The organism is Campylobacter concisus, from assembly GCF_015229955.1.
GTDB classification, from domain to species: Bacteria; Campylobacterota; Campylobacteria; order Campylobacterales; family Campylobacteraceae; genus Campylobacter_A; species Campylobacter_A concisus_AT.
Map to the genome: position 1 here is coordinate 1 of NZ_JAAKYZ010000010.1, position 16,952 is coordinate 16,952.

Sequence of the window (16,952 nt, forward strand, 5' to 3'; positions counted from 1 at the left end):
TGTGAAATTCAATAAAAGTTGCGAATAGTTCAATAAAAGTTGCGAACATATGTTGTTTTTATAATTTATTAAAATATTTTATTTTAAAAAGGATTATTTCATGGTTGACTACAATACAAAAGCAAAGAAATTAGGTCATGATACCAAGAAGGAGCGACTGCAGAGATTTTTAGGTAAAGAAAATGAATTTCACCATATTCTAAAGAAATTATTAGAAAAAATGCATCAAGAAAAAAATCCATATATAGAGATTTTACAAGGATCGAATGAGAATGGTAAAGACCTTGTTATGGAGTATGATGGATCTACTGGTAATAAAAAGTATACAGCCTTTGTTGTAAAGGCTTTAGAAAAATTAGATGGTAAAGCATCTGGAAAAACAACAGAAGTAGTAACACAAGTCAAGCAGGCTTTTAATTTACCAGCGAAACTGAATGATAAAAATGAAATGGTAACCATCTCCGATGTATGTATTGTTAATCTCGGAACAATTACACAGAATGCTCAAGAAAAAATCCTATATGAAATAAAAGAGGCTCCCTATAAAAATAATACCGAATTTATGGATATTACAAGGTTAATAAATTTATTTGAACAATATTATCCAGAATTCTTTTTTAATGGGAGTATGGAATCATTTTTGTTGGATCGCATAGAAAAAATAGAAGAATTCCTGGGAGACAATAATGACGATGAGTATTTTATTCAGCCAAATATTAAAAAAATTACGAGAAGCAGACAAGAGCTAATAATAAGCGATAATGATAAAAATACCCTCAATAGGATAGGCGAACAAATTTTTGGCAAGAAAGAAACTCTTGATTCTTTTTTAAAAATATTAATGTCAAAAACTAAAAAGAAATTTTTACTAACCGGCGATGCAGGCTCTGGAAAGTCCATTTTAGTATTTAAAATGGTACTCATTTCTATAAATTATTTATTAAAAGAAAACCAGAACCACATCCTTTTGGAAGAAAAGAAGGATTTTGCATTACCTGTATGTTTTAGGGCTATTGATTTTATCAACAGTTGTTCACTGCATAATTTTTCCAATATTATAGAATCTTTTTATGGTAATATGATTGCCATAAAGCCAAATTTAATTATTATAGATGGAATAGATGAAGTAGGAAATGAAATAAGAGATAAGATAAAGGGTAATATAGAAAGTTATTTAAGCAAGAGTAACAATAATGCAAATATACTTTTTACATCTAGAATTAACTATGGAATAATAGAATCTTTTTTCGAATATGAGAATTATGAGCTTTTGCCATACGGTGTAAATCAGGCGATATCTCTCATTAAAAAAATAATTAAAGCAAACAATATATCAATCAATATTGTAGAAAAAAGCATAAACGAACTAGAGGGACAAATACCATTCTATCCTTTGGCGTTAAAGCTTTTAATGGATGTTGTAAAAGAAAAACATGAGATTCCAGCATCCATTACGGAGTTATACAACAGATATGTCAGTCTAATTTTTGGTGAATATAAAACGACAGATGTTGATATTGATAAACTTTTTGAGCCAAAAATAAAAAAAGACTTTCTAGCTAATTTCGCATATCAATATTTTTTCAAACAAGATAAGACTATCGTTAGCAAAAATGATTTTAGCGAATGCGTCAATTCCTTTTGTAATAAATATAATTTTATAACGGATAAGCGCAGTTTTATTGATACTATTACTAGAACGTCTCTTATTAAAATAGACGAAAATGGCAATATGTCCTTTTCGCATAAATCATTTCTAGATTATTTTATTGCATTATATTTTAGGGACAATAAAGAAGAGTTAGATGATATTGATCAGTTTGACATATTGTTTGATTTGTATACTTCTGATGGCCTATGGGAGGATGTTGCTTATTTTTATTTTGGGTTAAAAACAAAGCTTAATCAAAAAGATTTGGAAAAATTAAGTAGTAGGATAGAGTCCTTGGAAGACAGATTTGAAAAAAATATCAATATAATGTTTTTAGGTAAGCTTCTACAATATGGTTGGATGACCGAAAATACTATAAAAAATAAGGTTATAGAAAAGGCAATAAACAATTCTTTAAATTTAAAAGATGACCTTAACTCTATATTCCAGAAAATTCTAAAAATAACAAATCCACCAAAAATACTTAGTAGCATAGCAATGCTCCATTTAACCGGAATGTATTATTCTAGTATGTTCATTGTTGACGAAGTAAAAAATATAATTTCTGAGGTTGCAAATGCTCCAATATCTGATAGTAGTATAGATTTACAGCCAGATGAAAATAAGCTCTACTTTTGCACCATCTACATACTATCAAATATAGATTTATTAGGAAAAGAATATGTGGGCGATATTTTGCTTAAGTTTTTGCCGCAAATAAATAGGATGTCAAATATTGAAAATAATCTGTTGTTGACTGTAATAATAGATATATTCAAAAATAAAAATAAATTAGACAACAAAGAAGATCTTAACTTATGTATAAAAAAAATAGTTAATAGGCAAAAGAGAAAATACCCCGAATTGATAAAAAGCATATTTTCCACAAAAAAGAAGAAGGACTTTAAAAAACTACCATGCTACAAACATAAAAAGGCAAATTAATATGTTTGTATGCCATAGGTAAAAAGTTAAAATGTTAGCAGGAAAATTAAAAAATCGAAGAGAATAGGTATACTGTACAATTTTTTTATTGCGTGGTATATAAAGATGATCTTTTATATATCAATTTTTAAGCTTAGAATAGAATAAAAATAGATTCTAAGAAGTACTCAGAGGGCTTTGGACAATGAATGAAAGTGTGAATTTGCAAGATTTGATATTGACAAAATTACCAAAAAATAAAAAATTGATTGTCTTTTCATATGGAGATATTTATCAAAACGAAACGAATTTTAGTATCCCAATCATTTTAAAAGAGATATTCAAAGATAAACCCGAATATTTTCTATCTTTTTTCAACCTAAAAGAAATTTGTGCTTTCCCACTGGGTACTGTTATTGAAAACCAGCAAAAAAATGGAACCAGTGCAGGAGATATTCACAATTTTCAAATAAGTATCGGCGATGGATTGCTGACAGCCAAAAATCTTAAGAATATACCTATTTTAGATAAGTTTATGAGTGAACTGCCTGAGAAAATAGGTAAATACAATATTGGTTGGCATAAAAATCAGCAAAAATATTCAACCTTTAAAGATAATTTATCTGGAAGAATGGTTATTTTTCCACATTATGAAATCGCAAGATATTTTTACTTTACATCAGCATCGATGACTAGACAAATCATGTCGGAGACTCATGGGCAAAATAGTTCATTGGATGGTCTTTATAAAAGAGCAACATTAGATAATGGGACTGGTGAGATATACTTAAAATTCAATGCGAATAATATTGATGCAGAAAATATATATAGATTTGTTATAGACAAAAGAGCTAATAATATGTGGCTGCAAATAAGAAGAGATATGGTTGCTAGCAAAATATTATCTGAGCATAGGAAACAAAGTGCTAACTTTGTAGACTCGCCAAATACGATGACTATTCAAGCAAATTTTCCAGTACCTGGAAAAATAAATTTTAAGGCAAGAGCTAAGGTATTAAGTGATGGATCATTGCTTGTTTTAAAAATCTTGCAAGAAAATTCGTTTTATCCATTTGAACAGCTTAAAGTTATTAGAGAGCTTCCTGGAGGAAAAAAAGATATAATAGGTGTGATAAAAAGCACAAAGCTGTCCAAGAAAGATTTAACGAATCAACTCAATGAAAAAAACCCCAATATTTTACATAGTTCAGTAAGTATAGTAGATAAAGATGAGGATGCTAATTTAGAGGCAAAGTTAGATCTGCTCAATAAAACTATTGAATTTGAAACGATTACAGAAGAAGACCAAAGTAGAGAAATAGTACGAGGAAGTGATAAATTGCAGGAGGACAAATTAGATCTAAGCTCAAACGACGCGGAAGTGCAGGGCGATCTAAATACTACAGAGGGGCACTTGAAAAAAGAAGACGAGGATAGTGAGCAAGAAACCGGAAGTTATATAACTATTGAAGACATAAAAGCCATGTTGATGTATTGCTCTGATATTTATTGCGATTTTTCATACAAAATTTTACAATGCGAGGACTTGCCTCAAAAACCAAAAAACTATCGAGGAAGGCATGCGTGGAAGAGGGCTACAATGTTGGATGGAGTGACTCCTAGAAAGTATATAGTGGTTGAGATATACTACAAAAATTGTAGGTACATTATTCTTGAGATACAAAAAGACAAATTGTTAGAAACGCTTAGTACGCTTTTAATTAGGGATTATTATAATAGTATAGATGAGGCTATCGTGCAAGAAATAGTCACAAACATTGCAAAAACGAGTAATAGTTGGTTGCAGGATTTAAAATTTAAAATGACCAAATATTATTTATACCATCCATATGATGCACACGAGAAAAAGATACAAGATTGGGGCAAGAGGTTAAAATGCGTACTGGAGAGATATCAAGAAAAATGACTCATTATAATATAATCTATAAATACGAATAAAAATTAATAGATAGAGGTTGCATGCCCGTAAACGACAAAAATAAAAAAGCTTTTAGTTATAGTTGCGTGGATAGGAGTGGCAGGAAATTTATATATAAAAATTTTAATAAATCATGCAGCTATAAAACCAATTTTTCCGGCACTATATTTGACGGCACCTCTTTTGTTGGAACAAAATTTAAATTTTGTAGTTTTTATGAAGCCCAAATAAGATCTTGTTTATTAAATGGAGCGCTTTTTAGAAAATGTAATTTAACGGATGCACTTTTTGAAGATTCAATTATTTCATCTTCGGTTTTCAAGGAGTGTAAAATTAAAAATTGCAAATTTTATAATTGTAAAATAGTATGCACAAGCGGCTTATCAAAAATTATTAGTAAAAGAAATTTAAAAAATACCGAAATATTAACAGCTTTTCCTAGTAGTAATAATTATAGCAAAGAGCTATTAAAGGCTTTTGATAAACTTCGCAATAACCGCTTTATAAAAAATTCTAGCGTATTATTTCAAAAAAGAGATGCAATAAATACACTATCGGTCGATATATTGGTATCAGAATTTGGTGAAAATTTTCTAGTAAATAATTTATCAAGCCTTAATCATATATCTTGTGATTTTCATACATTGAGCTATATTAAAAAAATATTGTATAAAAAACAAAAAAATGATACAATAAATGAACTCGGTTCTATTGCCACACAGGGCTCTATAAGCTAATCAAACACTCGTCTACGGACTGATGCGAGTTAAAGGTGTTTGTAATACAAAAATTAGCGGAGGTGCTACCTATGGTATCAGATGTTTTAACGATTGCTTCTTTTTTTGCATTAATGTGCTATAAAACCTTGCATTACATTGGCTCTGTGTTTAGCAATAGGATGTATTTTTTAATAATGCGTAAAAGCCTGGCATCATAGACGATGTAATATATCAGGCATCTTAAAGAATTGCCATCGTATCCCGTATGCTCAAATATCACTAACTATAAATATATGATATTTTTAAGACCAATCCAAATTTATTGACCATAACAGCTAATTATAAAATTATCATTTATCTACTCTTATAAAAGCCCAGTTCATATGTTCTTGTTTTCGCTCAAAGCGGTTACTGTTAAAGTACTTATTGAGATTATAAACTTCCGGCTCCGTAAGCTCTCTCGAAAGTCCCCATTGGATTTTTTTAACAAGATCGTCAATAGTTTCCGGCATTCCATCACTGCATGAAGTTTGTATATACTCTAGCTTTGGAAGATATCCCATTTGGAATAAAATATTTATTAAATATATAAAGTCTGGCCTTTTTTCAATGTTGCTCCCGAGAGCATTTAAAACATCTTCATTAATGAAACTACCGACTTTAAAAGTAATATAAAGGGCTTTTTTCGTCTTTGAAAGTAATTTCTCTAGGGCTTGTTTTAAGTCATCTACGTCAAGGCAACGAGATGCAAACGTAATATCGCACTCAGGTACGTCGCTAAAGTCGTCTTCGAATGCTTTTTGCGCGAATTCAATATTTTTACAATTAAAATCCCGAGAGTTTTGTTCTGCGAATTCTAGCATTTTCGACGAAAAATCATAACCGTAAATTTTATCTACCTTATTTGCTGCAGCTATGCTTAATGCTCCAGCACCGCATGCGAAATCAAGAATCGTTCTTACGCCATCAAAATCGACTCTTGAGATAAAGTCTTTAACATAGTCGCTCTTAAGTACGCTCTCACTAAAGCTTGCTGCCTTAACATCCCATTTGGCTACTGATTTCCTAATAAAAGAGCTATTTGTTCTTTGCTCCTTATAAAGCTTATTGAAATCCAGCCTATCGTAATTAGAAGGTAATATCATAATTTGTCCTCATATTTTTGATAATCTATTCCGTAAATCTTATCTATATTTGATGGATTTATCAATTCATCGCACTTTCCAAAATCCAGTATCTTGCCGTCCTTTAAAAACAATACTAGATTTGAAACAAATTTAGCGTGACGAGGGTAATGAGTAGTTTGTACGAAAGTATACCCCTCGTCTTTTAGCGTCTTTATCATTTCAAGTAGTTTGATTTGATTGCCAAAGTCAAGCCCGGTCGTAGGTTCGTCCATAAAAATAACTTTAGCGCCTTGTACTAAGGTTCTAGCGATATATGCCAGCTGCCTTTGTCCACCGCTTATTCTAGTATAAAGTTCATCTTTCAGCTCTAAAATACCCATTCTTTCCAATGCATACTCGGCAAGCTTTTTGTCGGTAAGGCTAAAGTTAGAAAATAAAGACGTTCTGCACAATGCGCCCATTAATACTATGTCAAATACGCTATATTCATATGACGGGGCATGCGTTTGAGGAACGTAGGCTATAAGCCTTGCAAGTTCTTTTTTTTCGTAATTCCTTACGCTTTTACCGCATATATTTACCGTACCCTCGAATTTTAAAAATCCAAGCATAATACGCAGGAGGGTGCTTTTACCGCTACCGTTTGCGCCCAGAATACTAAGCGTATCGCCTTTTTTGATACTAAAACTTATACCGTTTAGTATATTCTTATCTTTGTATCCGAATTTTAGATTTCTGATTTCTATCATTAAAAACTCTTTTTAGCTCTACGAAGCACTAGAATAAATATAGGTATTCCAAACAGTGAAGTTACTATACCTATCGGGACTTCAAAAGTAAACATAAGTCTCGAAAAGTTATCGCAAAAAAGTAAAAATATAGCACCTATCATAGCTGAACTAGACAATACGGCGCGATTATCCGCTCCGAATATAAAACGTGCCATATGTGGAACTATGAGGCCTATCCATCCAATAATGCCGGCTATCGTTACGCTTAAGGCGCTAATAAAAGTAGCAACCAAAATAACGAAAATTTTAACTCTAGCAACATTTATGCCCAGACTTTTAGCCTCTTCTTCTCCCAAACTCAGCGCATTTAAATATTTGCCGCTAAAGGCCAACAATAGTATTCCTACAAACATCGGTAGAATCGAAATTTGAATAAAATTCTTCGAAGCAAACCCTAGGCTACCCATTAAAAAATAAGTAATAGCCGGCAATGAGTCATTTGGATCGGCTGCATATTTTAATGCTGATAGTAAAGACGTAAAAAGAGAGCCGCTAATAACGCCACCAAGAACCAATACTATAATACTGCCAGAGCGTGAATAAAAGGCCGATATACTTAAGGCCGTCAGTACCGCTATAAAACCAAACACAAAGGTACTAAGCTGAATGAGATATTCGTTTAATCCGAAAAACATTCCTATGGCGGCGCCGAATCCGGCACCGCTTAAAACCCCAAGTATTGATGGACTTACTAGAGGATTTACAAACATGGCTTGATATGCTGAGCCAGAAATAGCCAAACTAGCGCCTATTATAATGCAGGCCATTATTCTAGGAAGGCGAATTTCCGTTATCAAAGTATGCATAACTTGATAATTTTTTAAGTCTTCGCCTTTTATAACGGCTTTAAAATATGTTAGATAATCTTCCGCATTAAAGCCGTATTTTCCTATTAGTACCGAAAGCAACATAAACCCTAGCAATAAGATACTTAAAAACGTAAACGCTTTTTTACTCACCTATAAGCTCTTTTACTTGGTTGTCGCTTACGTCAACCTCTAGGAATAATTTATAAAAGTCCTTAACTTCCTTATTCATATTGAATTTAAATACATCAGGATGAGTTAAATTTATAAGCCATTTAAGCCCTATGAATCTCATAAATGAAGGCGGGCGATCAAACCAAGAAAACGGTTCGCGAGGTAAGTAATAAGCTCTTTTATTTTTTACGGCTTTTAGTATTTGCCATTTAGGATCGTCATAGATTTTATCATAAAAGCTCTTCTCGAAAATTAATATAATATCAGGATCGTATTCGGCTATTTGTTCAAAGCTAATTTTGATGTGCCCATAAGCCGTAGCATCCGGGTTTCCGCTGCATTTATGCACATTTTCGGCACCGCTTAGCTCTATAAGCCTAGTGTGCCATGAGCCCTCGCATTCGGTAGCTAGTCCGTCGGGATCTTCGGCATAGTATATTTTAGGCTTAACAACCGAGTTTTTTACTATATATTCATTAAGCTCTTTTGAAATATCCATGGTTTTTTTAGAATACTCTATTAGCTTTTTTACTCTATCTTGCTTATCTAAAATTTTGCCCAAAACCTCAAGAGAGTCAATGTAATCTTCTAGCTCATAACCTTTTAAGTACAGCATAGGTTTATTTATGCTACCCAGGGTTTCTTTGAATTTCTTTTGAGTATTTTTAGAATCAGAATTTACCAGTATCAAATCAGGATCTAGCTTTAAAAGCATTTCCATATTTGGAATTTTGCCTTGCCCGAAAAATCCTCCTACTACCGGCTGGTTAATCATGCTCTCTTTTAGATACGGCTTTTCTCTTTTACCGAAACTAGAATTTATACCGCTGACTTTCTCGGGGGCAACGGCATATAGCAAAAATAGTAACGGCGGATTACTGGCGTAAACTTTATTTGGGACTCCATTTAAAGTCTGAATATCTACGCTATTTTTTGATATAAATTCATCAATCTGTTCGTTTGTCATAGCAAACGAAATATTTAGAGAAACAAATAATAAACACAAAATATGTTTTAACATGACATTATCCTTTTTTATAAATTTATCTTTAATTATAGAAACAAACTCTTGTCGGGCATCTTACCGCCCAAAAGCTTTGGATTAAACTCAAAAATAGTTTCAAAAAATGACATTATCTCATCTTGCATATCGCGAGCTTTTGTTACCGTCAAATTTGCCCTATCAAATGCATTAACCAGTGCCGGCTCTGGAACCGGTAGATATTCGGCTCCTATTTTGGCAGCACTTTGCTTATTATCTTTGATCCAAGATAGAGCGTTAGTTAAGTCGCTATGAAGCGTATCAAATAGAGGCAAATTTGCTTTATAAAAATCTACGTCGACTATAATGCCCGCCATCGGAATGTACGGCTTGGTATTAAAGCTTTCTCCCCAGACCTTAGGAATATCTACTCCGTAATGTACCGCTATCCCCATTTTCTTCCCGCGCAGTATGGTTGCTGCCGGAAGAGGTTGAGGGGCGATTAAAATATCATAATCTTTTTGTAAAAATAATCCTGCAGCTTCCGGCGGCGTCTGCGTATACGTAATGTCTATTTTGGAAATATCTATTCCTCGTTTTTTACAAAGCGCTCGCAGAACCAAATCAGGCATATCGCCCTTAAAAGGAATTATTAATTTTTTGCCGATAAAATCTTCAAAAGTTTTTATATTCTCATCTTTTACCATGGCTTGTATCGTACCAAGGCTAAGCAAATTGAGCATAGCTAAATTTAAGCCGTGATTTCGCATGTTTGCTCCCACGTTTGATGGCGCCATAGTAATTTTTATTTCTCCATTGGCTACGCCTGCTCGGAGTTGATCCGTACTATTCCAAATGCGTAACCTCACGTCATGAGTCTTTGCTAGCTCGCCTTGTAGGCTTGCTACGGCCATTATAACGCTAGGGATTGCCGGCGCGCCCCACATCGTGAAATTTTCCTTCGCAAAAAGGCTCGGCGCAAGAGCTGTAGCACCAATCGCCGCGCCAAATCCTAAAAAACCTCGTCTATTCATATTGTATCTCCTTGCTATACAGATAGTTGTCTTTAAAAACTAGAGTGGAAGCTGACAAACACCGCCCTCCCCGGCGCGCGCACCACAGGATCAGGATCTAACGCTCCTACGTGCTCGCCGCTGATAAACTCGGCGTAATCTTTATCAAAGATATTCGTCACGCCAAGCCTCACGCCCCAGCTGTTTTTAAACTCAAATCCGCCGTAAACGTCCATCGTCGTAAAGCTCTTAGCCGCTTCACGCTTGTCGATGCCAAAGCCGGTGGCTTTATCGAAATCTCCTCTATTTTGCTTTGCTACGTAGCGCACCGCCGTGCCGATATTGTAGCTGCCAAAGCTCGCGTAGTCCTTGTAATCAAAGGCCAAATTTGCCTCAAACGGGCGGATCTGATAGAGCGGTCTGCCGTCGGTTTTGTTTTGTCCGTAGTTGTAAAATAACGAAGTTTTTAGCCCGAAATTTCGCGCGAAATTATACTCCCCGCGCAAATTTACGCTGTAAATCCTAGCATCAACGTTGCGCGTGATGACGGCGTTTTTATTCATCGGCGCGGCAGCGGCCGAGTGGCGACGATCGTAGATAACTAGATCCTGCGCGTCGTCTGCGATAAAGTATCCGCCCAGACTAAAGCTATCCTCGCCCTGACGCGAGCTCATGTATTCTTTATAAAATTCGCTCTTATAGGTAAAGCCCAAATTTACGCGGTTGTGGCGCTCGGGCTTAATAAACGGATTGCTGATCCAGCCTCTAGTAGTCGGCCCATAGAGACTGCTAAAGCGTTCCATATTGCTCGGCATACGATAAAGACTTTCTATAGCCACATAGTAATTATCTTGCTTATTGGGCGTGAAGTCGTATTTTAGGCTAGCGCTTAAGCCATTCTGTTTTATGTTGCCGTCAAAGTCTTTGCCGTAAATTTGTTTAATAAGCTTAGCGACGGTATTTATCGCGCTTGCTCCGTTATAAACCGTATTTAAATCATTTAAATTCGACTTCATCCAGTCGTAGTTTAGAGCTAGGCTGAGCTTGTGCGCGTCAGTAAATTTATAGCTTAGCGTATCAAAAACTCTCGTTTTTTTATTCGTTACGTCTGCAAACCTAAAGCCGTTTAAAACCCAATAATTGCCTATTTTACGATATCTTTTGCCCTCATGATTATCGTGCTGATATCCTGTACCGACCACATTGTGCCAGTTTGAAAAATCAACATCGTATTTTAGCTCCGTATCTATAATCTTTCTATCTACTTCTACCTTTACCATATTAGAAGGGTCTGCGCGGCGCAAATGATAATTGTCGTTTCTTCTGCTCACGTCGCGTAATGCTATTTCAAAATTTAACGTATTAGATAAATCCTCTTTACCTAGCCTGGCGTTAAACTTACCGATATATCGTTGCGTCTTTATCGAGTCGGCAGTATGGTGAGGCTGCTTGTCGTCGTCAATATTATCGTGCACTAGCGTAAATCTAAACTCACTTAGCTCACTAGGCACGAAACCCACGACCGCGCTTTGCCCCTGCCTGGCGTAGCCGTAGTTCCATTCCCTGCCGCCACCGTCTTTGTAGCGATTGGCTTTAGAAAAGTTCGCGTTTAAAATCGTATAGAAATTTGCACCGCGGTATTTAAAAAGTCCCGAACTATAAAACGTCCTGCCGTAAAATCCGCCCGCGACGTGAAATTTGTCCATCGAATTATCGAGCAAATCCGTCACAAAAAAATAATCATCCCTTGGCACGCGGTTGAATTGATTTTCGGGAAACGCGCTTTGAGCGATGTTTGGCGTATAAGGCGGCGGAGGCGTAAAATCCTTTATCGGCTTTATAACGTCGGGATTTGCGCCGTTTGCAAATAGTACCATCGTAGCCGCAGCCAGACTGATAGCTAATCTCATTTGAAATCCTTTTAGATATAATTATGATTTTTTATATCAAAATATCAAAAAGAATTGTAGTGCAATAATTTTTAAATAAACTTGATGTGGAATAATAATTAAATATCTATGTAAAGAAGTTAATATCAAGCAGGGGGCGGATTACTGTGGCTTTTTAAATAGGTTTAATGGTAATTATATCTTTATATTCAAATACCTATTTTTATCTAAAATCTTTATATATATGGCACTGCAATATGTGATTATTTTGAATAAAATCTTTAAAATTTGAATCTGATTGAATCAAAAAACAAGAGCCGGAATACAGTAGATACTGTTCTTCTATGGTTATAAAGTCCTCATAGCATTTATTTTTAGTTGTAGTATTAAATTTTATGACATCTCCTAATATTTCGTGCTCAAATACGCCATCTGTTTTTCTCCATAAATAAATCATTTTATTAATCTGTTTTAAAAAATGAAAAAAATCGATTGACGCTACTTTTTTTCCGAATTTTATACCGTAGCCCTCACTTAGTATTTGTAGCAAACATTCTACTGCTTTAAGCCCGTAAGAAAGTTTATTTATAGTATGAGCAGGTGCCGTTTTAAGATCGGTGCCACATTTATAGCAAAAAGTAAAGTCTCTTTCGTTGTAATGCTTATAAATTACTAGTGGAGAGCCACATGTAGGACATCTGCTGTGCAGAAAACAGTCGTGCTTGATACATGCTGTATAAAAAGAAAGTCTCCATGTCTTTCTAAAGTAGGGTACTATATCCTCCTTTAGGCATTTGGGACAAAATCTTAATCCGCCATTTCTTTTTATATGGCAATAGTTCCCAAGGGGCTGTACAAAGCGAGTTCTGGTTCTACCATTAATATGTTCTTGTAGTTTTCCTTCATAGCTTTTTAATGTCATATCTAGAATTTGCTCCTTTGATAAATGACTTTTTTCCGAGAGTCGCTTCATAAGATCTTGAGGACACCATATATCCAAATCCCTTTGCCAGATAATATTTCTTGCATATTCTCTAAAATGCATGTTAGTAAAAGATGTAGCTGCTGCATCGTTTGCTAGAGCTACTCTTACTAGCCATGACGATAGTAATTCGTCGTCTTGAGGCTTTGGATGAATCACAAAGTCCCTATCGTTTAAATTTATAAATCTAGTAACATGGCTTATCATATTTCTATAAAATCAGTAATATTTTTTCTCATAGAAGGGCGCACAAAATTAGATTTTTTAAGTGTTTCCATGGTAATGCTTTCAATTTTTTGTTCTATGGCATATTGAGCAGCTAAGTTTATTAAATCTATAATTTCTCCTATATACCCTTCAGAGTAGTCTAAAATATAATTTGATATCTCTTTTGAGGTGGCCATATTTGATTGTTTTCTTAGAGGGAGAGTTTTTTCTATGCTTGCCAGTAAGGATAAAAAAGATCTATCGTATTTCCATTTTGGTACAACCAGTGGCGGAAATCGATTACTTATTTGCGAATCTGTATTTATAGCATGTAGTGCATCGGCAGTGCCTACCAATATGATGGGTATCATTAACTCGTTGCTAAGATTTTTTAATGCCACCATAAAGGCTTTTTGTTTTTGTACGGGTGCCACTATAATATTGTGTATTTCATCGATTATAAGCATATTAGTGCGACATAGTAAAAATATTCCCTCAACCTTTTCTTTCTTTTTTGTAGCTCTGTCTGTGTTTTTATATGGGACCCCTAGCTTGTGTAAAATACTTCCATATAGGTCTGATGGATTGGAGCTTTCGGGCGCACTCACCGCTACTACTGGCGTTATTTTGACATTTTCATCATCATATGGCATATGGCTTCTAATAAATTTATTTACGATAGACGTTTTTCCGTTGTTGGTTCCGCCAACAATAAGCCTGCCTTTCATTCTATTTTTTTTGGGATGCTTAAGATGAAATTCTAATTCTTTTAGAATTTCTTTGGCAATTGGGTATAAAAACCACTTCTCGTTTAACATAAAAGCAATTCTTTCTTCATCTGTAAGCAATAATGCATCTTGTGCTTGTTGAATTAAATGTTGGTTTTCCATAGGTTGTTGCCTTTATAAAATCTCTATATCATCGAAAGGCTCAACATCTTTATATAAATCAGATAAAGATATGTCATTTTCAGCATCAGATGAGGCATTTGACTTAGATTTGGTCTTTGGTATATTATCAAATTTCCTTTTCGTATCTCTATGTTTTTGTGCGGAGTGCTTCCTTCTTATACTTTTTACTTTTTGCGCAGAATCTTTTTCGATTTGTTTCATTTTTTCATATGCCGAAAAGATAGTCACTTCATCGTATCCAGTTACATTGTTGTCGTCAAGATATTTTTTGATAGCCCTTAAATCCCAGACTGATATTGGAGGATAGGATATATTCCTAAAAGGAATTGGATAATACTCCTTTATTTCAGGGTCATAGAACCAAATTGTACTTATATCTCTTAGGTCTCTTTTGAAAATAAATTTTCTAGCTTTCTTGTCTTTATCTTTGGCTCTAATCCATCTTCTTAAGGCATCTGCATAGTATTGAATGCTATCTATTTTAATTCCAGATTGCTGGATTGTGCGTTCAATAGTAGGTAGTAGCGAAATTTTAAATTTATCTTCATCAGCAATTCTTTCAGGCAGGCCTCTACCCAAGGATGTTTTACCATCGCCGAATATTCCTATCTCATATTTATGCTCTGGAGTACAATTTATGCCGCTATGTATCTGTTTGTGGTAAACATTTATGATGTATTCGGCAAGCCATTTTTCAAGAGACTTGAGCGTCATAGTGGCATATTTTTCGGATTTATATTCTCCTCTTTGCTGAATATTTGAAAAAGTGGTGCCAGGCAGAGTGTGTACTTCTCTCATAGCGGTACCTATAATCCTTTCTATGTGACCACCAAACTGCGGTCTTGCAACAGGTCTCCAATTTAACTCTATGCCGTAGTGCTCACAAACCCTTTGCAAATCCTTTCCTCTAAATTCTGCCGCATTATCGAGTCCTATTGTTTTAGGAATCCCCCAAATATTCCATTCGCCATCGACTTCTAGGCTTCTTAAATATTTCTCTTTTGATAGCATTGCTTGTGTAAGGCATTGTGAGACTGAAAAATAACTAGGTTCATCTAGGCTTATAAAAAACCCCATGACCATTCTACTATAAATATCCATCGCTATGGTCAAATATGGTCTTCCTATAGGCTGTCCGTACACTTCATCTACAACAATAATATCCATTGGGGTATGGTCGATTTGTATAAAATCAAGCGGATATTTTCCTGCTGGAAACATACCATCTGTATTTCTATATTTTCTGTCGGCCATTCTAGCGCTTTCTCTTCGTTTAAGAACTTCCTTGTCCGACAGCGACTGGATTCTGGAGCGTACCGTGTTTTCGCTAGGCGGCTTAATTTTTGCATTTTTGCATCTTTGGGCTATCGCCATATATGTCTTTTTTGATGAATATTTCTGTTTCGAGAGATATAGCTCCTCAATTGTTTTTTTAATTATCAATTCCACCTCTTCAACTGTTCTAAGACGTCCTCTGCCTCCCTTGGCTTGATTTTTTGGGGCTATAGAAGCTAGAAGATTGCCTGAGTTTTTGTATGCTTCAAGCCACCTATAAATTGTACTTGGGTGCAAGTTATATTCAGCAGCCCTTTGCTTGATGGCCTTAATTCTATTGGTGACTACACCCAAGATAGGTTTTATAATTTCTAGTCTTTTATTGGCTTCGTTCCAGTCATTTGAACTTAGTTCTAACGGGTTGATGTCTTGTTGATTATCTTCTTGATTGGAAATTTGAGACTCTTTTGTCATTTCTTGAATAGGGAGAATAGCTTTTTCTCCAGTTGAAATATTCTGTGCCATGATTTCTTGAAAGTTAATTTGTCTAACAACTATATATTCTACATTGTTATAAAAAATATGCATGCCTATAGCATATTGCACCTTATTCATCGCAGATCCTTATTGGAGTATTAAAATTTATAGGCTTATACATATCTATTTTGAGCTTTGAAGAAAAAACTAAATACCAAATATAGGGAATGAATTCTGCTTGTCTTAGTCTATTGTCGCTAATTTGGTTTAAAATATATGCAAGTGTTTTTCCTGAATATTTTTTACACAAGTTAAATGTGTCTTTGACCGCATTGGTGCTCTGAAGATTAGCATATGTGTAGATTAGTTTTGCATTCTCAAGATATATTGGATCTATATCGAGTTCTGTAAATATTTTAAAATTCATATCATTTTCATACAGATATTGTTCAATTTGAAAGAATTTTGCATCTAGAAAAACTTTCTTTTCTTTAAGTTCTTCGCTAAATTTGATTTCAAATACGCATGGAAGCTTATTAAAATTTGGATAGTATTGTACTAGACAATCAGGGGTATATCTGTAAATTGAATTTCTATAGGCATATTGTGTTGTAAGCGGTTGTTCTTCATAGGATTGAACTTCATGATTAAATTCTAAAAGTAAGTAAAAGTCTCTTTCGAGCAAAGATTCATAGGAGATAGGCGACTTGTTTTTCAAACTCTGAAATATTCCGGTGGATGAGCGATAGTTTTTTGGAATTTTTCGTACTGACATAGCTACCTTTTTATTAATTTACTTTGGATCTAGTGAAATTAATTGTTTTCTATATCTCAATTATATTTTTTAAAATACTATACATGTATTATACCGCCTTTAAAACTTTTTAGCAACTTTTATTGAATTTTTATAATATTTTAGCAACTTTTATTGAACTATTCGCAACTTTTATTGAATTTCTAGTAGCTTGTTTTTAATTTTAAAAAATAGTAAAATAGTATCAATTTAACTGAAAATAGGGCAATGATTTTACATAATGCATTTCTCAATCGCTTTTATTCATTCGCAACTTTTATTGAATCTTACA

Annotated in this window: 13 protein-coding genes; 3 read left to right on the top strand and 10 right to left on the bottom strand. The window is 34.3% G+C overall.

The window, feature by feature from the left end:
• Positions 1-100: 100 nt before the first annotated feature.
• The 3 genes from G6W45_RS09405 to G6W45_RS09415 all read left to right on the top strand — a co-directional run bounded on the left by G6W45_RS09405 (position 101) and on the right by G6W45_RS09415 (position 5,251).
• Positions 101-2,596, top strand: a complete 2,496-nt coding sequence (locus G6W45_RS09405) for an NACHT domain-containing protein (protein WP_107686147.1) — start codon at positions 101-103, stop codon at positions 2,594-2,596.
• Between the two features lie 184 nt (positions 2,597-2,780).
• Positions 2,781-4,502, top strand: a complete 1,722-nt coding sequence (locus G6W45_RS09410; RefSeq protein WP_107695663.1) for a Tn7-like element transposition protein TnsE — start codon at positions 2,781-2,783, stop codon at positions 4,500-4,502.
• 53 nt (positions 4,503-4,555) lie between these two features.
• Positions 4,556-5,251 carry a pentapeptide repeat-containing protein gene (locus G6W45_RS09415; RefSeq protein ID WP_107691788.1) on the top strand — a complete coding sequence of 232 codons (696 nt, stop codon included), beginning with the start codon at positions 4,556-4,558 and terminating at the stop codon, positions 5,249-5,251.
• 332 nt (positions 5,252-5,583) lie between these two features.
• On the opposite strand, the gene G6W45_RS09420 is transcribed toward G6W45_RS09415, so the two are convergent.
• The 10 genes from G6W45_RS09420 to G6W45_RS09465 form a co-directional block, all read right to left on the bottom strand.
• Positions 5,584-6,378, bottom strand: a complete 795-nt coding sequence (locus G6W45_RS09420; RefSeq protein WP_194168321.1) for a class I SAM-dependent methyltransferase — start codon at positions 6,376-6,378, stop codon at positions 5,584-5,586.
• Complete coding sequence (locus G6W45_RS09425) at positions 6,375-7,109, bottom strand: ABC transporter ATP-binding protein (RefSeq protein WP_103600894.1); 735 nt, start codon at positions 7,107-7,109, stop codon at positions 6,375-6,377. The genes G6W45_RS09420 and G6W45_RS09425 overlap by 4 nt, the downstream gene beginning before the upstream one ends.
• Positions 7,109-8,110, bottom strand: a complete 1,002-nt coding sequence (locus G6W45_RS09430) for an iron chelate uptake ABC transporter family permease subunit (RefSeq protein WP_194168322.1) — start codon at positions 8,108-8,110, stop codon at positions 7,109-7,111. Before G6W45_RS09430 ends, G6W45_RS09425 begins: the two co-directional genes overlap by 1 nt.
• Entirely contained in the window at positions 8,103-9,152 is a 1,050-nt protein-coding gene (locus tag G6W45_RS09435; protein ID WP_194168323.1) for an ABC transporter substrate-binding protein, read from the bottom strand. Before G6W45_RS09435 ends, G6W45_RS09430 begins: the two co-directional genes overlap by 8 nt.
• A 32-nt stretch (positions 9,153-9,184) precedes the next feature.
• Positions 9,185-10,147: an ABC transporter substrate-binding protein gene (locus G6W45_RS09440; protein ID WP_103559946.1), complete on the bottom strand. Its 963-nt coding sequence runs from the start codon at positions 10,145-10,147 to the stop codon at positions 9,185-9,187.
• A 32-nt stretch (positions 10,148-10,179) separates the two neighbouring features.
• A complete protein-coding gene (locus G6W45_RS09445) occupies positions 10,180-12,036 on the bottom strand; it encodes a TonB-dependent receptor domain-containing protein (protein ID WP_107695659.1) in 1,857 nt (618 codons plus the stop codon).
• A 202-nt stretch (positions 12,037-12,238) separates the two neighbouring features.
• Complete coding sequence (locus G6W45_RS09450; protein ID WP_169779396.1) at positions 12,239-13,156, bottom strand: TniQ family protein; 918 nt, start codon at positions 13,154-13,156, stop codon at positions 12,239-12,241.
• A 44-nt stretch (positions 13,157-13,200) separates the two neighbouring features.
• Positions 13,201-14,094 carry a TniB family NTP-binding protein gene (locus tag G6W45_RS09455; RefSeq protein WP_103559943.1) on the bottom strand — a complete coding sequence of 298 codons (894 nt, stop codon included), beginning with the start codon at positions 14,092-14,094 and terminating at the stop codon, positions 13,201-13,203.
• 12 nt (positions 14,095-14,106) lie between these two features.
• Positions 14,107-16,005, bottom strand: coding sequence for a TnsB C-terminal domain-containing protein (locus tag G6W45_RS09460; protein ID WP_107695658.1), 1,899 nt, complete (start codon positions 16,003-16,005; stop codon positions 14,107-14,109).
• On the bottom strand, positions 15,998-16,642 hold the full coding sequence (locus tag G6W45_RS09465; protein WP_107691781.1) for a TnsA endonuclease N-terminal domain-containing protein: 645 nt from the start codon (positions 16,640-16,642) through the stop codon (positions 15,998-16,000). The genes G6W45_RS09460 and G6W45_RS09465 overlap by 8 nt, the downstream gene beginning before the upstream one ends.
• Positions 16,643-16,952 lie beyond the last annotated feature (310 nt).

Excerpts from the sequence above, each read along its gene's own strand:
- G6W45_RS09420 (WP_194168321.1), bottom strand. The coding sequence starts at position 6,378 with ATGATATTACCTTCTAATTACGATAGGCTGGATTTCAATAAGCTTTAT.
- G6W45_RS09405 (WP_107686147.1), top strand. The coding sequence starts at position 101 with ATGGTTGACTACAATACAAAAGCAAAGAAATTAGGTCATGATACCAAG.
- G6W45_RS09435 (WP_194168323.1), bottom strand. The coding sequence starts at position 9,152 with ATGTTAAAACATATTTTGTGTTTATTATTTGTTTCTCTAAATATTTCG.
- G6W45_RS09460 (WP_107695658.1), bottom strand. The coding sequence starts at position 16,005 with ATGAATAAGGTGCAATATGCTATAGGCATGCATATTTTTTATAACAAT.
- G6W45_RS09425 (WP_103600894.1), bottom strand. The coding sequence starts at position 7,109 with ATGATAGAAATCAGAAATCTAAAATTCGGATACAAAGATAAGAATATA.
- G6W45_RS09455 (WP_103559943.1), bottom strand. The coding sequence starts at position 14,094 with ATGGAAAACCAACATTTAATTCAACAAGCACAAGATGCATTATTGCTT.
- G6W45_RS09415 (WP_107691788.1), top strand. The coding sequence starts at position 4,556 with ATGCCCGTAAACGACAAAAATAAAAAAGCTTTTAGTTATAGTTGCGTG.
- G6W45_RS09465 (WP_107691781.1), bottom strand. The coding sequence starts at position 16,642 with ATGTCAGTACGAAAAATTCCAAAAAACTATCGCTCATCCACCGGAATA.
- G6W45_RS09440 (WP_103559946.1), bottom strand. The coding sequence starts at position 10,147 with ATGAATAGACGAGGTTTTTTAGGATTTGGCGCGGCGATTGGTGCTACA.
- G6W45_RS09410 (WP_107695663.1), top strand. The coding sequence starts at position 2,781 with ATGAATGAAAGTGTGAATTTGCAAGATTTGATATTGACAAAATTACCA.
- G6W45_RS09445 (WP_107695659.1), bottom strand. The coding sequence starts at position 12,036 with ATGAGATTAGCTATCAGTCTGGCTGCGGCTACGATGGTACTATTTGCA.